Below are 19,392 nucleotides of genomic sequence, written 5' to 3'. Positions count from 1 at the left end.
CCCGCGACCTCTAGGCCGCGCGGATCTTGTTGAGGAAATCCGTGACCTGATGGCCGAGGCTCCTGCTCTGGCTCTCCAGCGTCTCTGACGCATTGCGGACGTTGTCGGCCGCAGCGGCGGCGGCATCGGCGTCCGACTTCACGCCGGTGATGTTCTCGGACACGTGCTTGGTGCCGTCGGCGGCAAACTGGGTGCTGCGCGAGATCTCCTGCGTCGCGGCGCCTTGCTGCTGCACGGCGGCGGCGATGGCGGTGGCGACCTCGTTGACCTCGCCGATGATGCCGCCGATGCGCTGGATGGCATCGATCGCATCGTTGGCGACGCGCTGGATGTCGGCGATCTGCTCGGAAATATCGTCGGTCGCCTTGGCGGTCTGGCTCGCCAGCGTCTTGACCTCGGAGGCGACGACGGCAAACCCCTTGCCGGTTTCGCCGGCGCGCGCCGCCTCGATGGTCGCGTTGAGCGCCAGCAGGTTGGTCTGCGAGGCAATGCTGTTGATGAGGCCGACGACCTCGCCGATCCGGTTCGCGGACTGCGCCAGCCCCTGCACCGTGCCGTCGGTCATGCGCGCCTGCTCGACGGCGCGGCTGGCGATGCCGGCGGCGTGGGAGGCCTGCTTGCTGATGTCGGCGATCGAGGCGTTCAGCTCCTCCGCGGCGGAGGCGACGGTCTGCACGCTCATCGAGGCGTCGCTCGAGGCCTTCTCGGCAACCTCGGCGCGGGCATTGGTCTGCCGCGACACGTTGGTGAGGCCGGCGGACGTCGCCTGCATGTCGGTCGAAGCCTGGCCCAGCTGCTCCAGCGAGCCCCGTACCAGCCCTTCGAACTCGGCGACATAGGTCTCGATCGCACGCTGGCGCGCCGCGGTTGCAGCGTTGCGCTCGCGCTCCTGCGCTTCGATCGCGAGCTTGTCCTTCGCCTGCTGCTTGAAGGTCTCGAGCGCATTGGCCAATGCGCCGATCTCGTCCTGCCTTTTCGTGTAGCCGGTGTCGACGCCGAGGTTGCCGCCCGCGACCGCCAGCATCGCATCGCGCATCCGGTGCAGCGGACGGATGACACGGCCACTGATGGCAGCCATCGCCGCGCCGCTCAGGCCGATCGCAACGAGCAGCAGCGTCAGCTGCAGCATCAGCGACTCCATGGCCGCGCTCTGCTGCGCGCTGGAATGCTCCTTGGCGGCGTCGAGCGCCGCCTCAGCCAGGGCAACGGCGCTCGTCATCTTGTTCACCGAGAACGGGCTCCACTGATAGGGCGTCAGCTCTGGCTTCTCCCCTTTCTGCAGCGCCGCGAGCAGCCGTTCGCGCAGGCCGGCATACTCCGGGGTGAAGTAGGCTTTCTCGGTATTCGACATCGCGGCGGCAAGCGCGGGAGACAGGTCCATGCCGGAGGTGGCGAGCTGGACGGCCTTCCAACCGGTCTCGATGCCGCCGACCAGCTTGTTGTAGGCCAGCACCACCTCGGGTGAAACCTTGCCGGCCGTCAGCCCATTGCTGATGATGAGCGACGCCTCGCCGGCGGTGTTGCGCATCAGCCAGGCCATCTGCTTGATCAGAAGCAGCTGATCGATGGTCGCGCTCTGATGATTGACGCTGGCAGCGACGTTGCCCGCGATCTTGTCGAGCAAAGGCAGCAGCGTATCGAAGGTCTCGCCATATTCCTTCGCCAGCCCGGCCCGGCGCGCCGCCTTCGGCTTCACGATCTCGGTCCAGAACTCCGCATGCTCGGCAATCAGCGTCTTGTTGAGCCGGTCGAGGTCGGCCACCAGAGTCTGACTTTGCGCGAAATCGATCCCCTGCAGCAGTGCGAGACCTTGGTTCAGCGCGGGCACGTAGATCTCACGGCCGGAACGCAGGAATTTCTCGGTGTCTCCGTCCATGGCCTGATCGGCATTCAGGACCCGGATCGTGGTCGAGCGGTCGCTGCGCATGCTGTTCATGGCCTTGAACAGGACGCCCGATACCTCGGCCACGCGCGCCAGCCGCTGGGCGGATTGCAGCCTGTTCCAGGACGTCCAGGCGTTCAGCGAGACGAGGGCGATGACGGCGAGGGCGGCTGTGACGATCACCGCCTTCAGCAGTGAAGAGATGGTGAGGCGGTTCAGCATGTCGATCTCCGATTCACTGCATTCGACCGCAAACCGGTAAAAAACTGGATGAGGGTTCGATCCGTGGAACTACGGATACGCGGCTTGGAAAGCCCAAGTTCCGAGCATGGAACTAGCAGCGGGCGAGCGGGTTAGCTGGTCAACGCCAGCGCGCCATCTTGTCCAGGGGTCATCCATGCTCATCAGTGCTCTCGTCACCTTTCTCGTCGTCATTCTGATCCTTTATTTGATCAACCTGCTGCCGATCGACGGCCGCGCCAAGCAGATCTGCCGCGTCATTGTGATCGTGCTCGGCGTGATTTCGCTGCTCCGGTACATCGCAGTCATATGATTTGGCATCATGTTACCTCCGTTCGATCAAAAAAAGCCCCGGCGAAAGGCCGGGGCTTGTCGTATCAGGCGTTGGCTTTTGCCTCGCGCCGCCGCGCGGTGAGGATGTACTCGGTGTAGCCGTTGGGCTGGGTGCGACCTTCGAACACAAGGTCGCAGGCCGCCTTGAACGCCACGCCGTCGAACGACGGCGCCATCGGCTGATACAGCGCATCGCCGGCATTCTGCTTGTCGACGACGACCGCCATGCGCTTCAGCGAATCCATCACCTGCTCCTTGCTGACCACGCCATGGTGCAGCCAGTTGGCGAGATGCTGGCTGGAGATGCGCAAGGTCGCGCGATCCTCCATCAGGCCGACGTCGTGGATGTCAGGCACCTTGGAGCAGCCGACGCCCTGGTCGATCCAGCGCACGACATAGCCGAGGATGCCCTGGCAGTTGTTGTCGATCTCCTGGCGCACGTCGTCGGGCGCCCAGTTCGACTGCGACACCGGGATGGTGAGGATGTCGCCGAGCTTGGCGCGCGGGCCGCCTTTGGCAAGCTCGTCCTGGCGGGCGTGCACGTTGACCTGGTGATAGTGCAGGGCGTGGAGGGTCGCGGCCGTCGGCGACGGCACCCAGGCGGTGGTGGCGCCGGCCTGCGGGTGGCCGATCTTCTGCGCCAGCATGTCGGCCATCTTGTCCGGCGCGGCCCACATGCCCTTGCCGATCTGGGCGTGGCCGGGCAGGCCGCAGATCAGGCCATTGTCGACGTTCCAGTCCTCATAGGCCTTGATCCAGGGCTGCGCCTTCATCTCGTTCTTGCGGATCATCGGACCCGCTTCCATCGAGGTGTGGATCTCGTCGCCGGTGCGGTCGAGGAAGCCGGTGTTGATGAACATGATGCGCTTGGACGCCTGCTGGATGCAGGCCTTGAGGTTGACCGTGGTGCGGCGCTCCTCATCCATGATGCCGATCTTCATCGTGTTCTCCGGCAGGCCGAGCATCTTTTCGACGCGGCCGAAGAGTTCGACGGCGAAGGCCACCTCGTCCGGGCCGTGCATCTTCGGCTTGACGATGTAGATCGAGCCGGTGCGGCTGTTCTTGACCTTGGAAAGACCCTTGAGGTCGTGGATCGCCATCAGGCCGGTGACCGCCGCGTCGAGAATGCCCTCCGGCACCTCCTCCCCGTCAGCGCCGAGGACCGCGTCGGTGAACATGTGATGCCCGCAATTGCGGATCAGCAGCAGGCTGCGGCCGTGCAGGGTCAGCGTGCCGCCTGAAGGCGTCGTGTAACTGCGGTCGCTGTTCAGCGCGCGCGTGAGCGTCTTGCCGCCCTTCTCGAAATCGGCCGCCAGGGTGCCGTTCATCAGGCCGAGCGTGTTGCGATAGACGAGCACCTTGTCCTCGGCATCGACGGCGGCGACCGAGTCCTCCATGTCGAGAATGGTGGAGACCGCGGCCTCCAGGATCATGTCGGAGACCCCGGCCGGATCGTCCTTGCCGATGACGTGGCTGCGGTCGATCACGACCTCGATGTGGAGACCATTGTTGGCGAGCAGGATGACGTGTGGCGCGTCGGCCGCGCCCTGGTAGCCGGCGAACTGTGCGGCGGTCTTGAGTGCCGTGGCGTTGCCGCTCTTGAGCTTGGCCGAGAGCTGGCCGGCGATGACGCTGTAGGCGGTGACGTCGGTGTGGCTGCCGGTGGCGAGCGGCACCGCGGCGTCGAGGAAGGCCTTGGCCTTGGCGATCACCTTGTCGCCGCGCGCCTTGTTGTAGCCCTTACCGCCTTCGCTGGGATCATGCGGGATGGCGTCGGTGCCGTAGAAAGCGTCGTACAGCGAGCCCCAGCGCGCGTTCGCGGCGTTCAGCGCATAGCGCGCGTTGGTCAGCGGCACCACCAGCTGCGGGCCACAGATCTTGCCGATTTCCTCGTCGACCGGGGCCGTCTCGACCTTGTGGGTCGCCGGCTCGGGGAGGAGATAGCCGATCTCCTTCAAAAAGGCCGTGTAGGCGCCGAGGTCGAACGCCTTGCCCTTGTTGGCGAGGTGCCAAGCGTCGATCTTGCCCTGCAGGGTATCGCGGAACGCGAGCAGCTCGCGGTTCTTAGGGGCGAGATCGCGCAGGATCGCGGCGACGCCGGCCCAGAACGCGTCCGGCTCGATCCCGGTTTTCGGCGCGGCCTCCTTGGCGATGAAGTCGAACAAAACGGGGGCGATCTTCAGTCCATGGGCGTCGATACGGGTCATGATGAGACGTTTCTCTCGGGGTCAAAGCGACGTTGCGCGTGATCTGGGCATGCTGAAATGGCCGCCTCGGGCAGCTTGTGCAGTGCATTTAGCGCCAAGCGGAGGCCAGCGAAAGGGGGGAGGGGTATCGCAGTTGGTCGGGGGGGCGCGAGCAGGGGAGCATCCTGCGTGAGGCCCTGAAAAAGAACCAGAAAGCGGGCGCCTCCTCGTCGCCGTGCTGCGACCCTCCCCTGGAGGGGGAGGGTCGGCTCACGGTGAGCGCAGCGAAGCCTGAGCCGGGGTGGGGTGATCTCTCCACACGCACCGGCGCCCGTGGCTCCACCCCACCTCGGCGCGCATCGCTGCCGCGATGCGCGCCGACCCTCCCCCTCCAGGGGAGGGCGACAGCAGGCGCCTTGCCTCGAATGATGTCTTCCGTACCGGACGCTCCGGCGTGCTCCTGCGGTGAGCATGCGTCCTGGTCGAGGTCTGTGGTCATTCGCACGCGACGAACTCATCGCGGCCTCGCTCGCGGCTGCTGGTATGAACGCCGCCGTCATCACCCGCGAAAGCGGGTGATCCAGTACGCCGCTGCTTCTCAGGGGCTCACTGGCGTCTCTGGACTGCTGGATCGCCCGGTCTAGCCGGGCGATGACGGCTGTGGGTGTGGAGGCGCCACCCAACTCAAGGAGATCGTAACTCATCGGGATCATCGCCCATGCGACTTCGTTCTCGCGGCGCGTGTTCGCGTCCGAGCTTTGCTCTTGGCCGCCTCTCGATCACGAAGAGGCGCAGGGAAGGCCGGATGCTGGCCGCACCCATGGCCCGCCTGCGGAAAAAATGCAGGCGGCAGGAACCACAGGTACGAGCCGGAACACCCGGCCTTCCCTGCGCGATGGTCTAACGGCTGCTTCGCGTTCTCCTCGGTGCGCCGGGCTTTCTGGCCACCGTGTGCACAACGCGTCACCGCGTTGCGCAGGACATCAGCGTCGGGATGTCAGGACCGCGCGACTTGACCGTGCGTGCCGGAATTGTTCGCCCGCGCGGGAAATCCCACGCGCAACCCGACACGCCCACCGCATCCCACCTCAGCGTTCGTGACGACCGCGATACGCCCCTCTTGCAGTGAGGCGGGACGGGCGGAAACATGGATCTGATTTGCCCGACGGTGCAAGCACGAAAGCTGCGACAAACCAACACGACGGGCAGTTGGTGCATGACGCCCATGCGCTGATTGCCCGTCGGGCAGAACTCGCGCTTCTCTTGCTCTCGCTCGCCAGGGGGGCGTCATTCCGGGACGCCCGCAGGGCGACCCCAAAATCCCGAGATGATAGGGTCGATAGCCGTTGCAGATGGTGTTGATACAGCTCGACCATGTGCGACAAATGCCTGGGGCTGGTAGCCCGCGGTTCGATGGCGGATGTCCTGAACCGAGTGAACAAGGAGCCTCATGCGCATCCTGCTGTCGGAAGGATCGGGCCTGACGTCGCGCCAGGTTGCAGGCCGGCTTGGCGCGCTCGGCCACGAGGTCGAGCTGCTCTCATCGACACGCATCTGCCTGTCGCGCTTCACGCGACATGTGCGGGCCGTTCACGACGTGCCGCGGTTCGGGCGCGATCCGTTCGGATGGCTTGCTGCGGCGGAACGGATTGCGGCTGGGCGCAGCATCGATCTGCTGTTTCCGACGCAGGAGCAGGTCACCGTCCTGTCGGCGCGGCTGCCGCACCTCAACGTCGCGACCATCGTGCCGCCATTCGATAGTCTCGCGCGTGTGCAGGACAAGATCGCCGCGTTTCACACGCTCGAAGCCGCCGGCGCGCCGCAACCGCAGACTTACCTGATCGCGCATGCCGACGACCTTCGCGGCATCGATACCTACCCGGTCTTCCTGAAGCGACCGGTGAGCACGGCAAGCTCGGGCGTTCGGCGCGCCGGGAATGTCGAGGAGCTGGTGGCTGCGGCGCACGAATTCGGTCTGGGCCGATCCGAGCTGATTGCGCAGGTCCAGGTGTCCGGCCCGCTTGCCATGGTCCAGGCCGTCGCCGACCGCGGCCGCCTGGTCGCGCATCACGCCTGCCTTCGCGTGCGTGAGGGCGTCGGTGGCGGGGCCGCGCTGAAGCAGAGCATGGTCCTGCCCGAACTCGCCGGGATGCTGGCGCGGCTGGTCGCGTCGCTCGCCTGGCACGGCGGCCTGTCGATGGACGTGATCATCGGTGATGATGGACCTGTCATCATCGACGTCAACCCGCGGCTGGTCGAGCCGGCCAACGCATTTGCCGCGGGCGTTGATCTCGTCGCTGCGATGCTCGAGGCTGCAACCGGCGTCGCGGCTCCGGAGCGTGCGGCCGGGATGGCCGGCGTGCGCACGCGCCAGACGCTGCTCGCGATCCTCGGTGCCGCACAGCACAGCGGATCGCGAACCGCGGTGCTGCGCGAAGCGGTCGACGCGATTTGCGCGCTTGGCGACTATGCCGGATCGGCGGAAGAGCTGACGCCGATCGCCGGCGATCCGCGCGCGGCGATTCCCGTTCTCGTCGCGCTCGGTGCGACGCTGATCAGCCCGTCCCTGTGGCGCAAATTCCATGCAGGCGCAGTCGGTCCCTACGCGGTCACGCCGGAGGCGTGGGCGGAGATCCTGGCTGCGGCGGGGTGATGGCGGCTGCGGGCCTGAACAGTTCAGATTCGATGGATTGCTCTCTTGAGAGCGTTGGAGAAGCGGGCGGATGAAATCATTTCGCAAGGAGCTGTGGTTCGACATCCCGGGCCGGCGCGCCTTCATCAACATCACTGACGATGTCGAGGCGGCGCTGAGGGAGAGCGGGGTGCGCGAGGGGCTGCTGCTGGTCAACGCGATGCACATCACGGCCTCGGTCTTCATCAATGACGACGAGAGCGGGCTGCACCACGACTACGAGCAATGGCTGGAGAAGCTGGCGCCGCACGAACCCGTGTCGGGCTATCGGCACAACCGGACCGGCGAGGACAACGCCGACGCCCACATGAAGCGCCAGATCATGGGCCGCGAGGTCGTGGTCGCGATCACCGGCGGCAAGCTCGATTTCGGCCCCTGGGAGCAGATCTTCTACGGCGAGTTCGACGGCGGACGGCGCAAGCGCGCGTTGATCAAGATCATCGGGGAGTAGGGTTACTCCGCTGCGGTGTTGGAAGGCCGAAGGTTGAGAGGCCGTCATTGCGAGGAGCGTAAGCGACGAAGCGATCCAGCGGCCACAAAGGCAGATCGTCTACGTAGTCCTCGATCGCTTCGCTGGCGCTCGCGACGACGAAGGAGGGGGCTACAGCCTCGGCTGCCATGCCCGCCAACGGGTCTCGCCTTCGGCGAGCCCGATGACGGGCTCCGGCGGGCATCCAGTAGCAACTCCACATTCCACCGTCATCGCCCGGAAGGCGGGCGATCCAGTATTCACGGACAGCAGTGTTCGACTGAGGGGCCGCGGCGTACTGGATCGTCCGCCTGCGCGGACGATGACACCTCAGGTGGGGCGACGGCATTGGCCCGACCGACGGCGAACCCCATGGTGAAGCGCGCGCGGTTTCGATGTCGCCGGAGTTCGCGGCAAGTCCCCCTCTGGTGAGGCTAGCCCGCATCCTCATCCCACCATCGACCTCGGGTCCCGCGCTCCCCATCGCCCGGCCTCCACCAACGCGATGAACCGCTCGACCGCCTCGTTGAACAGCGCCGGCTCCTCCAGGTTCAGCACGTGGCCTGACTTCGGGAAGAACGTCAGCCCCGAGGCCGACAGGTGCTGCTTGAGGAACAGGCTCGGTTCGATGCAGGCGTCATCCTCGTCGCCGCAGATGATCAGGGCGGGCGTGGTGACACGGCGGATGGCCTCCGTCATCGTGTAGATCGAGGGCCTCGCGCCTTGAAAGCCGCGCATGGTGTTGGCCGATCCTCTCGCGTCGTGGCAGGCGAGGGCGGCGTAAAAGTCGGCGTGGCCGCGTGGGTCCTTGACCAGGAACGGGATGCGGCCGGGGGCCTCGCGGGTGACCTTGGCGGTCTCGGCTGACCCCAAGGTTTCGAACTGCTCGGCCGTCGCCCGGCATTGGGTGCGGAAGGCCTCGAGCTGGGCGAGGCTGGAGCCGGAGCCGACGCCGGCGAGCACCATGGAGCGGATACGATCAGGCGCGTTCAAAGCCACCTGCAGCGACGAATAGGAGCCCATTGACAGGCCGACGAAGTGGGCGCTGTCGATGCCGAGGTGGTCGAGCACGGCGAGGGCGTCCGTGTAGAAGTGCACGTAAGTGTAGAGGTCCGCCGCGGCCGGCACGTCCGAGGGCGTATAGCCGCGCGCCGCGTAGGCGATGCAGCGGTGGCGCCGCGCGAGGTAGCGCAGCTGCGGCTCCCAGTTGGTGTGGTCGGCGGCGAACTCGTGCAGGAAGATGAGCGGCGTGCCGTCGCCGACCTCTTCAAAATAGAGGCGAACGCCATCTTTCGCAGTCGCGTAAGGCATCTTCGGCTTCTCCCGTGTCACGTGCCTGATGATGACGATTGGCGCGAGGCGCGACAATGGGGCGGCTGCCGGCCTTGTTTTTGCCGTAGAATAAACCCGGAATCACCCTCTCGGCGCCGGCCATTTGCCATCGATGGTCATGGTTTGGTCACAGCGCAACATTTTACGGACCTCGCTGGCGGCTTGCAGAGGGGCCGCGCTGAGGACCAGGGGGTGCCAAGTCAGGGTACTGGGGGAAGTAACAGAAGGATTGAGTATGGTTGTGTCTACCCTTCGCCGGTCGCTTCACATCGTTGCGCTCACCATGTGCTCGGCAGTCGTCGCCGTCACCGCAACACCGGCTTCGGCCCGTCCGCATCACGGCTCCGGGCATCACGCCCACCGCAGCCACGGGGGCCATTACGCTGCGCGGCATCATCACCACCGTCGTTCGTTCGCCCGGCAGTCGCGCTGGGAGCGCGGCGTCGCGCAGATGCAGGTGAGCAGTGTTGCCGATGCGCAGGCCAGCGTCATGATGCCGGGTACGGCTCCTGACGGCATGGCGTCGTCCGGCGGCTTCGGTGGCAGCAGCACCGTGGTGTCCGCGGCGCGCAGCTTCATCGGCGGCGGCAATCCCACCGGCCGTCGCAGCCTGTGGTGCGCGCGTTTCATGAACATGGTGCTGGAGCGCACCGGCCATCACGGCACCGGCTCCGACATGGCGCGCTCGTTCGCAAGCTACGGCCAGCGCGTCTCCGGCCCGCAGGTCGGCGCGATCGCGGTCATGAGCCGCCGTGGCGGCGGACATGTCGGCGTGGTCTCGGGCGTCGATGCCCAGGGCAACCCGATCGTGATCTCCGGCAACAACGGCAACCGCGTCCGCGAGAGCGCCGTGTCGCGCGGGCGGGTGTATGCCTACGTGATGCCGAACTGATAAGTCTTGAACTGATAGGGGAGCCGTCGCGGCTCGTACGGTGCACCTCTCCCCGCTTGCGGGGAGAGGTCGGATTGCATCGAAGATGCAATCCGGGTGAGGGGGTACAGGTCTCACCACGCACATTTCCGAGTGTCTGCCCCTCATCCCGACCCTCTCAGCGCGAGCGAAGCTCGTCGCGACCCCGTAAGAGCGGGGCGAGGGGGCGTACCGAGTCCGCGGTAAAATATTGGATCACAACTACGTGGCAACGTCGTCATTGCGAGCGGAGCGAAGCAATCCAGGGCCACGCGAAAAGTCTGGATTGCTTCGTCGCCTTCGGCTCCTCGCAATGACGCGAGGAGGGACCGAGACTTACGCCAGGCCTCACACCAGCCGCGGCTGCTCTACCGCCATCTCGTCGCCGACGGCGATGTCGCCGGCTTCGATGACCTCGGCGTAGATGCCGCATTCATTGTTGCCGCGGTGGTTCAGCAGCGCGGGCGGGATGTCGAGGTCGCGCGCGGCGGTGTCGGGGTCGACGTTGACGGCGGCGCAGCGGGTGGTGGTCTTGACGACCTTGAGGCGCGCCGAGCCGATCTGCAGCGTCTCGCCCAACAGCGCCGCCTCGTGCCAGGCCGGCCAGCCGGTGACGTAGACGTTGGCGCGGAAGCGCAGCGGATGCACGGCGGCGCCGACCAGCTTTTCGATCTCGGCCAGAGATGCGAGGTTGATAATCGAGACCACCTTGCGCGCCAGATCCGTAAAACTGTAGCCGCCGCCCGACAGCAGCTTCGGCGGACCACGCAGCTCGTCGGCGAACTCGGTTGCGAAGAACCGCTCGACGGCTGCGCGGCCCTCGTCGCTTTCGAGATCGCCTTGGGCGACGATCTGATCGTCGCGCCGGATGGTCAGGATATTGGTGGCGTCGTCGAACCGGGTCTTGAAGCCGGCGAGGCGCTCATTGCGCATCAGCATCAGATACGCCGTCTTCGGCTTCCAGACCGGAGCTTCGGGATCGAACCCGGTCGGGCCGTTCTCCACCGCGTAGCGACGGTCGGCGGGCAGGGTCTGGCCGATCCGTAGCGGCGCCCTCTGCAGCGGTTCCGGGGTAAGGCCCTTGACCGGATATCGGTACAGGCCGGCGATGCGCGCGGAGGGGGTCTGGCTCATGGCCGCGGTCATAGGAGATTCCCGCGGCAGCGGCCAGGGCACACGATTTTGTGAAGCGGCCCCTTCCGTTTCTGGCCGGCCTTCCCACATTTCAGCTCAAGCCGGGTGCAAGCCGGCGACGTCAGAAGTTGCGGCGTTGATGGACGTCAACGTGCGCGAACCGAAACCCAATGAAGATGCTGGAACCGTGCCTTCGGGGCGTGACAGCAGGCTGAGGGAAACATCATGAATATCGACAAATATACCGAGCGCGCGCGGGGCTTCATTCAATCGGCGCAGTCGCTGGCCGTGCGCGACGGCCATCAGCAGTTCTCGCCGCTGCATCTTCTGAAAGTCCTGCTCGACGACGGCGAGGGACTGGCGGGCGGTCTGATTGATCGCGCCGGCGGCAATTCGCGCGCGATCCTCAAGGCCACCGAAGACGCGCTCGGCAAGATGCCGAAAGTGTCGGGCAGCGGCGCCGGACAGGTCTATCTGTCGCCCGAGCTGGCGCGCGCCTTCGATGCTGCGGAAAAGGCGGCCGAGAAGGCCGGCGACAGTTTCGTCACCGTCGAGCGGCTGCTGCTCGGGCTGACGCTGGAGAAGAATAGCGAGGCCGGCAGCATTCTCGCCAAGGGTGGCGTCACCGCGCAGAACCTCAACGCGGCGATCGAATCCTTGCGCAAGGGCCGCACGGCCGACTCGGCGACCGCCGAAAACGCTTATGATGCGCTCAAGAAATATGCCCGCGACCTGACCCAGGCAGCGCGCGACGGCAAGCTCGATCCGGTGATCGGCCGCGACGAGGAGATCCGCCGCACCATCCAGGTGCTGTCGCGGCGGACCAAGAACAATCCCGTGCTCATCGGCGAGCCCGGCGTCGGCAAGACCGCGATCGTCGAGGGCCTCGCGTTGCGCATCGTCAATGGCGACGTGCCGGAGAGCCTGAAGGACAAGCGGCTGCTGTCGCTCGATCTCGGCGCGTTGATCGCCGGTGCGAAATATCGCGGCGAGTTCGAGGAGCGGCTGAAGGCCGTGCTGCAGGAGGTCACCGGGGCAGAGGGCGCGTTCGTGCTGTTCATTGACGAGATGCACACGCTGATCGGCGCCGGCAAGGCCGATGGCGCCATGGACGCGTCCAACCTGTTGAAGCCTGCGCTGGCGCGCGGCGAGCTGCATTGCATCGGCGCGACCACGCTCGACGAGTATCAGAAGCACGTCGAGAAGGACGCGGCCTTGGCGCGGCGGTTCCAGCCGGTCTACGTCACCGAGCCGACGGTCGAGGACACCATCTCGATCCTGCGCGGCCTGAAGGACAAATACGAGCAGCATCACGGCGTGCGCATCACCGACTCCGCGCTGGTGGCCTCTGCGACGCTGTCGAACCGCTACATCACCGACCGCTTCCTGCCCGACAAGGCCATCGACCTGATGGACGAGGCGGCGGCGCGGCTGAAGATGCAGGTCGACTCCAAGCCGGAAGAGCTGGATTCGATGGATCGCGAGATCATCCGGCTCAAGATCGAGCAGGAGGCGCTCAAGAAGGAAAGCGACCTCGGCTCCAAGACCCGCCTGCAGGCGCTGGAGAAGGAGCTCGCCGATCTCGAGGAGAAATCGGCGGCGCTGACGGCGAAGTGGAGCGCCGAGAAGGATAAGCTGTCCAACGCGCAGAAGCTCAAGAGCGAGCTGGATGCCCTGCGCATCGAGCTCGCCAACGCGCAGCGCCGCGGCGAGTACCAGAAAGCGGGCGAGCTGGCCTATGGCCGCATTCCCGATCTGGAGAAGCGGCTCGCCGATATCGAGGCCAAGGAGAATGCCGGCGAGATGATGGAGGAGGCGGTCACCGCCAACCACATCGCGCAGGTGGTCTCGCGCTGGACCGGCGTGCCGGTCGACAAGATGCTCGAGGGCGAGAAGGACAAGCTGCTGCGGATGGAGGACTCGCTCGGCAAGCGCGTCGTCGGCCAGTTCGAGGCCGTGCATGCGGTCGCGACCGCCGTGCGACGCTCGCGCGCCGGCCTGCAGGACCCGCACCGGCCGATGGGCTCGTTCATGTTCTTAGGCCCGACCGGCGTCGGCAAGACCGAGCTGACCAAGGCGCTCGCCGAGTACCTGTTCAACGACGAGACCGCGATGGTTCGGCTCGACATGTCCGAGTACATGGAGAAGCATTCGGTGTCGCGGCTGATCGGCGCGCCTCCCGGCTATGTCGGCTACGACGAGGGCGGTGCGCTGACCGAGGCCGTGCGGCGCAGGCCCTATCAGGTCGTGCTGTTCGACGAGATCGAGAAGGCGCATCCGGATGTCTTCAACGTGCTGTTGCAGGTGCTCGATGATGGCCGCCTGACCGATGGTCAGGGCCGCACCGTCGACTTCCGCAACACGCTGATCATCATGACGTCGAATCTCGGCTCCGACTTCCTGGTCAATCAGCCGGAAGGCGAGGATACGTCGGAGGTGCGCGAACTGGTGATGGGCACGGTGCGGAGTCATTTCCGCCCCGAGTTTCTCAACCGCGTCGACGAGATCATCCTGTTCCATCGGCTGCAGAAGAGTGAGATGGGCCGGATCGTCGAGATCCAGTTCGCGCGGCTCTCGAAACTCCTGGAGGAGCGCAAGATCACGCTGTCGCTCGATGCCGACGCGCGCGACTGGCTCGCCGCCAAGGGCTGGGATCCGGCCTATGGCGCAAGGCCGCTGAAGCGGGTGATCCAGCGCAGCGTGCAGGATCCGCTGGCGGAGATGATCCTCGCCGGCGACATCAAGGACGGCGACAAGGTCGCGATATCGACGGAAGGCAACGTGCTGACCTTCAACGGCAAGGCGCATCGCACCGCTGAGATCGCGCCGTTCGAGGCGCCGATCCCCAAGCGCAAGCTGAACTGAGCTTGGCGCCCACGGACGATCTGCAGAGCAAGGCCCCGCCAGACGGCGGGGCCTTTTTTGCCGAAAGGTATCTCGCTCTATCTCAACTACCGGGCGTGTTGTAGAAAGGAAACACGCGGCGTCGATCGTTGCATGGCTGGCCGGATTCCCGTTGCGCGCCCACGGACGCGGTCATCACACTCTCGCCGTACATGTGGCGGGAGGGGCGTACGATGCGAAAGGTCATGGTCGGACGACAGAAGCCGAGCAGACAGAGCAGGGTGTGGCGTGGGTGCGTGCGGGCCGCCGGCCTGCTCGGGGTGGTTGGTCTCGGCGCGTGTGCGCAATTTGCCGGCAACGGGCCGGCCGTCGACGACGCGGTCATTCTTGCAAAGGTGAATGCGTGCAACGGTCCAAACGACGGGCAGAAGGCCGCGAATGATTACATGCAGGTCGGGTTCGCCAATGTCTACGCGGCCTGCGAAGTGTTCTTCGTCAACGCGACCAAGTTTCAGCAGAATGCGTTGGCGACCAACCAGACGCTGGATGCCGGCCTGGTCGGCGCGACATCGATCATCAATGCAACGAGCTCGACCGCCGCGGCCTTGAAGGCCATCACGATCACGACCGCGGGCATCGTGTTCGGCAAGGCGATCATCAACGACTACGTCACCGTCTATACGTTCGGCACGCATCTCTACAAGGTGAGGCAGCTCGTCCATGACGACATGGACAATTTCGCCGCCAATGTCGGAGTGCCCGCCGACACCTGCATTGCCTATGCGAACGTCCAGAAGCTCGCGATCAAATGTACGATCGCCAACATGCAGGCGCTGCTGGACGCGCAGGTCGCCATTCCCTCGCAGACGGTGTCGAATGCGTCTCCGGCCCCGGCGGCAGCCCGCGCTGCGGCGCTGCGCGGGTTGCGGGCCGCGCCCGACTTCGTCGTGCCGGCGCAGTCGACGCCGCGGGTCGGCTCCACGGTCGTGCCGGTGGCGCCCATGATGCGCTGACGGCCGGGACTACCGGCTCATCTGGATCGGGCCGGCATCGGACATGCGCGAGGCGCCGTTGCCGCGGCCGGTCATCATCTGATCGACGCGGTCGCGCTCCTTCTCGAAGCCCGCCATGATCTGACCTTCGAGCGACCGGCCGCGCGGCAGCTTCACGCGCAGGGGATCGACGAAGCGGCCGTTGACCAGGATCTCGTAGTGGACGTGCGGTCCGGTGGACTGGCCGGTCGAGCCGACGAAGCCGATGACCTGGCCCTGTCGTACCCGCTTGCCCGGCTCCATGCCTTTCACGAACGCCGACATGTGGCCGTAGGCGGTCTCATAGCCGTTGTTGTGCTTGATGCGGATGTATTTGCCGTAGCCGCCTTCGGTGCCGACCTTTTCCAGGACGCCGTTGCCGGAGGCGAAGATCGGCGTGCCATAGGCGGTGGCCCAATCGACGCCGGTGTGCATCTTCACATAGCCGAGGATCGGATGGCGGCGGCCGCCGAAGCCGGAGCGCATGATCGCGTTGTTGACGGGCTTGCGCACCAGGAACTTCTTCGCGCTCTTGCCGGTCTCGTCGTAATAGTCGACGACGCTGTCGTCCGGGGTCTGGAACCGATAGTATTTCTTGGTCTCGCCGCCGACGGTCAGCGAGGCATACAGCACCTCGCTCTTGTCGTTGTTGGCGGGCTTGTCGTCGTCGTCGCCGGCATAGAACACGTCGAACGAGTCGCCCGGCTGCACCTTGCGCTGGAAGTCGACGTCGTAGGAGTAGATCCGGATCATGTCGTCGATGACCGGCGTCGGCACCTTGTTGCGCATCGCCGTCTCGTAGATGCTCTGGTAGAGGCGGACGCCGGTGCCGTCATCCTCCTCGTCATTGGCGTTGTCGGCGGTCTCGGTGACCGTGTTCATGCTCTGCACGTCGACGGCGACATATCTGCCGAGGTCCGACAGCGCGGCGACCGCCTCGATCATGGTGTCGTTGGCGACGATCACGCGAACCGGCTGCAGCCGGGCGCCGGGGGCAGGGCTGGTCGGCGCCATCAGGATGCGCAGCTTCTCGCCTTCCTTCAGCCCGCCGTCGCGGCCGCGGGCACCGAGCTGGGCTGCGATCGACCTGGCCTCGTCGGGCGTCGCACCCTGGTCGCGCAGGATCGAGGCGACGGTGTCGCCCTTCTTCGCCAGATGCACCCGTTCGCCGAGCGGGTTGCCGCCGGTGATCTGGTCCTTGGTCTTGGGCAGCAGGGTGACATTCTCCGGCACCACCCGGGTCTCGAAGCCGGCATAGGGATCGGGCGAGCTGCCGTCATTGGCGTAGGACAGTTTGAGATCACCGCTCTGGACGCCTTGGGCGGCGGTTGCGTCGGCTGCGGCATTGGCGAGCGAGGCATAGCGGACGCCACCATTGTTGCCGCGCCAGTTCGCCGCATCGCGGACCCGCATCACGATCTCGTCCAGCGCCACCGAGGCCGCGATCTTGGCCTTCGGCAGCACGGTCGCGAGATCCTTGGTGACGAACGAGACTTCGGCGTCCGGCTCGACGGCCTCTGGATTGTTGGGATCCTCGCCGGGGCCGGTCTTGTCGTTGTCGGTGTCGCTCAGCAGGCGCTGGGCGTTGAATGGCGGGATCTTGGCCGAGAGGTCGCTCGTGGCCATCGACAGGTTGCCCGAGATCCGCACATAGGGGCGGACCCGCACCAGCTCGCGCGACCCGGAGCGGGTCACGGTGGAGACGCGCACGACGTTGCGGGCGGCGGCGGCTTCGCTCGGCGGCGGCAGCCGATCGCTCTTGCGCAAGGTGGCGACCCGGTCATTGGCGCCGAACGCGCCGCGCAGCGCGCTCTCCACCCGTTCCGGCATGCGCGCGAAGGTCAGCTCGCCGTCCAGCGACGCAAAAACGGCGCCGCCGATCAGGGCCGCGCCGCACAGACCAGTCAGAATCGTGCCCGAGAACCATTGGACGGAGACGCGGCGACGGTCGATGACCGCGGCTTCGGTGCCATCGACCGATAGCGGCGGCTCATGACCGAGATCGATCATGCCGACCTCGCGTCCAAACCCCCCGCGTGACGTCCGATGGTTCAACCTTCGTCCCCCAAGTTCAAAGTCAGCACCGAGATCACTCAGCTGCCGGTTGGATTACCGTCTAAGACAAACGGCTCGGAATGATGGCGCGCCTCTGACGGTTCGAGACTCTTGAGCCAGTAGGCTGGAATCTGCGAGCCGCTATTGTTCTTCAGGATCTCTCGATGTCGTCTCGGCCGTGTGAGTCAGGCGAAGGGCTCGCCATGTCCTTGATCTGGATCATCCGTGAATCGATGGTGGCCCCCGCTGGACCCAAATCAACCCAGGTCGATGCTTAACAAATCGTCGCAGGATTGTGGCCCAAGTGGGGCACGAAGTCCGCAAGAAATCGGGGTTCTCTGGTCGTCCCGAAAAAAATGATTCGATGCGACGATTTGTTGACATTGGGCGTTGACACCCCGATCGGCTCCCCCTATACACCCAATCACTGAACGCGGCGCCGCTTCGGGACACACCGGGGCGAGCACACGCGTCAATGTTGCTCCTCACTTCTGTTGAGTGGTGCACAACCGGTAGAACCCGGTTGATCATCGCCGTCGGAAAAGAGTGGGTGACCCCTCTTGAAGAGGGTGGGACTGAGGTCCCGGGCTGTTTGACAAGTGAAGATGAAGAAAGAGAAACGTGGACGGCGGAGTCCTTGCGGGTCTCAGGATTGAGAGCTTCGGCTTTTGGTTCTGGGATCGGACGAGAAGACTTCGGCGGACAATGTTTCAAAGGTAACACCATGGTATTTGCGCTGTGAAGCGTGGGTACTGATTGGTGGGACCTCGTCAAACGTTGTGATCAGCCGGTTCAAAGCTTCAAGTTCAACTTGAGAGTTTGATCCTGGCTCAGAGCGAACGCTGGCGGCAGGCTTAACACATGCAAGTCGAGCGGGCGTAGCAATACGTCAGCGGCAGACGGGTGAGTAACGCGTGGGAACGTACCTTTTGGTTCGGAACAACACAGGGAAACTTGTGCTAATACCGGATAAGCCCTTACGGGGAAAGATTTATCGCCGAAAGATCGGCCCGCGTCTGATTAGCTAGTTGGTGGGGTAATGGCCCACCAAGGCGACGATCAGTAGCTGGTCTGAGAGGATGATCAGCCACATTGGGACTGAGACACGGCCCAAACTCCTACGGGAGGCAGCAGTGGGGAATATTGGACAATGGGGGCAACCCTGATCCAGCCATGCCGCGTGAGTGATGAAGGCCCTAGGGTTGTAAAGCTCTTTTGTGCGGGAAGATAATGACGGTACCGCAAGAATAAGCCCCGGCTAACTTCGTGCCAGCAGCCGCGGTAATACGAAGGGGGCTAGCGTTGCTCGGAATCACTGGGCGTAAAGGGTGCGTAGGCGGGTCTTTAAGTCAGGGGTGAAATCCTGGAGCTCAACTCCAGAACTGCCTTTGATACTGAAGATCTTGAGTTCGGGAGAGGTGAGTGGAACTGCGAGTGTAGAGGTGAAATTCGTAGATATTCGCAAGAACACCAGTGGCGAAGGCGGCTCACTGGCCCGATACTGACGCTGAGGCACGAAAGCGTGGGGAGCAAACAGGATTAGATACCCTGGTAGTCCACGCCGTAAACGATGAATGCCAGCCGTTGGTGGGTTTACTCACCAGTGGCGCAGCTAACGCTTTAAGCATTCCGCCTGGGGAGTACGGTCGCAAGATTAAAACTCAAAGGAATTGACGGGGGCCCGCACAAGCGGTGGAGCATGTGGTTTAATTCGACGCAACGCGCAGAACCTTACCAGCCCTTGACATGTTTGGGACCGGTCGCAGAGATGTGACCTTCTCTTCGGAGCCCGAAACACAGGTGCTGCATGGCTGTCGTCAGCTCGTGTCGTGAGATGTTGGGTTAAGTCCCGCAACGAGCGCAACCCCCGTCCTTAGTTGCTACCATTTAGTTGAGCACTCTAAGGAGACTGCCGGTGATAAGCCGCGAGGAAGGTGGGGATGACGTCAAGTCCTCATGGCCCTTACGGGCTGGGCTACACACGTGCTACAATGGCGGTGACAGTGGGAAGCTAAGGGGCAACCCTTCGCAAATCTCAAAAAGCCGTCTCAGTTCGGATTGGGCTCTGCAACTCGAGCCCATGAAGTTGGAATCGCTAGTAATCGTGGATCAGCACGCCACGGTGAATACGTTCCCGGGCCTTGTACACACCGCCCGTCACACCATGGGAGTTGGCTTTACCTGAAGGCGGTGCGCTAACCAGCAATGGAGGCAGCCGACCACGGTAGGGTCAGCGACTGGGGTGAAGTCGTAACAAGGTAGCCGTAGGGGAACCTGCGGCTGG

The 19,392-nt window shown here is 64.7% G+C and carries 11 protein-coding genes and 1 rRNA gene (1 of these 12 running past the window's edge); 7 read left to right on the top strand and 5 right to left on the bottom strand.

Annotation, left to right across the window (positions count from 1 at the left end; genetic code table 11):
- Nucleotides 1-10: 10 nt before the first annotated feature.
- Nucleotides 11-2,104, bottom strand: a complete 2,094-nt coding sequence (locus tag S58_RS32175) for a methyl-accepting chemotaxis protein (RefSeq protein ID WP_015669618.1) — start codon at nt 2,102-2,104, stop codon at nt 11-13.
- A gap of 175 nt (nt 2,105-2,279) precedes the next feature.
- Between S58_RS32175 and S58_RS38755 the strand changes: the two genes are divergently transcribed.
- Nucleotides 2,280-2,435, top strand: coding sequence for a Thivi_2564 family membrane protein (locus S58_RS38755; protein ID WP_015669617.1), 156 nt, complete (start codon nt 2,280-2,282; stop codon nt 2,433-2,435).
- 64 nt (nt 2,436-2,499) lie between these two features.
- Here S58_RS38755 and S58_RS32170 read toward each other — a convergent pair whose 3' ends face one another.
- A complete protein-coding gene (locus S58_RS32170; protein WP_015669616.1) occupies nt 2,500-4,662 on the bottom strand; it encodes a malate synthase G in 2,163 nt (720 codons plus the stop codon).
- 1,429 nt (nt 4,663-6,091) lie between these two features.
- On the opposite strand from S58_RS32170, the gene S58_RS32165 reads away from it, so the two are divergent.
- On the top strand, nt 6,092-7,294 hold the full coding sequence (locus tag S58_RS32165; protein ID WP_015669615.1) for an ATP-grasp domain-containing protein: 1,203 nt from the start codon (nt 6,092-6,094) through the stop codon (nt 7,292-7,294).
- Nucleotides 7,295-7,364: 70 nt separating this feature from the next.
- Entirely contained in the window at nt 7,365-7,784 is a 420-nt protein-coding gene (locus S58_RS32160; RefSeq protein ID WP_015669614.1) for a secondary thiamine-phosphate synthase enzyme YjbQ, read from the top strand.
- A gap of 465 nt (nt 7,785-8,249) precedes the next feature.
- On the opposite strand, the gene S58_RS32155 is transcribed toward S58_RS32160, so the two are convergent.
- Nucleotides 8,250-9,113 carry an alpha/beta fold hydrolase gene (locus S58_RS32155; RefSeq protein ID WP_015669613.1) on the bottom strand — a complete coding sequence of 288 codons (864 nt, stop codon included), beginning with the start codon at nt 9,111-9,113 and terminating at the stop codon, nt 8,250-8,252.
- A gap of 256 nt (nt 9,114-9,369) precedes the next feature.
- On the opposite strand from S58_RS32155, the gene S58_RS32150 reads away from it, so the two are divergent.
- A complete protein-coding gene (locus S58_RS32150; RefSeq protein ID WP_015669612.1) occupies nt 9,370-10,026 on the top strand; it encodes a TIGR02594 family protein in 657 nt (218 codons plus the stop codon).
- A gap of 366 nt (nt 10,027-10,392) precedes the next feature.
- Here S58_RS32150 and S58_RS32145 read toward each other — a convergent pair whose 3' ends face one another.
- The gene (locus S58_RS32145; RefSeq protein ID WP_042340359.1) at nt 10,393-11,220 is read right to left on the bottom strand and encodes an MOSC domain-containing protein; all 828 of its coding nucleotides are present in this window, start codon (nt 11,218-11,220) and stop codon (nt 10,393-10,395) included.
- Between the two features lie 183 nt (nt 11,221-11,403).
- Here S58_RS32145 and clpB point away from each other — a divergent pair, with 183 nt between their 5' ends.
- Together clpB and S58_RS32135 are read left to right on the top strand one after the other, a co-directional pair.
- The gene (gene clpB, locus S58_RS32140; protein WP_015669610.1) at nt 11,404-14,043 is read left to right on the top strand and encodes an ATP-dependent chaperone ClpB; all 2,640 of its coding nucleotides are present in this window, start codon (nt 11,404-11,406) and stop codon (nt 14,041-14,043) included.
- Nucleotides 14,044-14,255: 212 nt separating this feature from the next.
- Nucleotides 14,256-15,035, top strand: a complete 780-nt coding sequence (locus S58_RS32135; RefSeq protein WP_144058433.1) for a hypothetical protein — start codon at nt 14,256-14,258, stop codon at nt 15,033-15,035.
- A gap of 9 nt (nt 15,036-15,044) precedes the next feature.
- Here the strand turns inward: S58_RS32135 and S58_RS32130 are convergent, their stop codons facing one another.
- Complete coding sequence (locus S58_RS32130) at nt 15,045-17,108, bottom strand: M23 family metallopeptidase (protein ID WP_042340358.1); 2,064 nt, start codon at nt 17,106-17,108, stop codon at nt 15,045-15,047.
- Between the two features lie 807 nt (nt 17,109-17,915).
- On the opposite strand from S58_RS32130, the gene S58_RS32125 reads away from it, so the two are divergent.
- Nucleotides 17,916-19,392, top strand: a 16S ribosomal RNA gene (locus tag S58_RS32125); it runs 12 nt beyond the window's last position.

It is taken from the genome of Bradyrhizobium oligotrophicum S58 (assembly GCF_000344805.1).
GTDB lineage: Bacteria > Pseudomonadota > Alphaproteobacteria > Rhizobiales > Xanthobacteraceae > Bradyrhizobium > Bradyrhizobium oligotrophicum.
This window is presented reverse-complemented; position numbering and strand designations above follow the sequence as displayed.